Source organism: Brucella sp. 22210 (assembly GCF_052045675.1).
GTDB lineage: Bacteria > Pseudomonadota > Alphaproteobacteria > Rhizobiales > Rhizobiaceae > Brucella.
In genome coordinates this window covers 1-483 of sequence record NZ_JBQEPD010000169.1, presented here as the reverse complement: position 1 = coordinate 483, position 483 = coordinate 1, and the positions used below count along the sequence as shown (strand labels likewise).

Sequence of the window (483 nt, the reverse complement as noted above, 5' to 3'; positions counted from 1 at the left end):
AATATCGTGCTCGTCGGCGGACCGGGCACAGGCAAAACCCACGTGGCGACGGCCCTTGGCATCCAGGCTATCGAACATCACCGTCGAAAAGTCCGCTTCTGGGGATGCGGACTAAAACTTGGACCACCAGGAGGTAGTTCATGTATTCCCATGCAGATAGAATTCGCGCCGTTGAGCTATATATCCAGCTTGGCAAGCGGGTTAAGGCGACGATCCGCCAATTGGGTTATCCGACAAAGAATGCGCTGAGAAACTGGTATCGCGAATACCAGCAGCATCAAAACCTGCGTGTTGGTTGTGTGGCTCGCGCACCGAAGTTTTCTGAGGCCCAGAAGCAGGCGGCGCTTGAACACTACCGCACTCACGATCGCTGTATCTCTGCAACGATGAGGGCGTTGGGCTATCCAGGTCGTGGAACTTTGACAGCATGGGTTCGAGAAGCGTTTCCAGAGACGAGGACTTCGATGGTCGGTCGCTCCTGGC

The 483-nt window shown here is 55.5% G+C and carries 2 pseudogenes; both read left to right on the top strand.

Features of this window, described 5'->3' with window-relative positions:
* Positions 1 to 102 (top strand): annotated as a pseudogene (locus tag ACTJKP_RS27185) (ATP-binding protein); the annotation flags it as partial.
* Between the two features lie 38 nt (positions 103 to 140).
* Positions 141 to 483: pseudogene (locus ACTJKP_RS27180) on the top strand (IS3 family transposase); the annotation flags it as partial.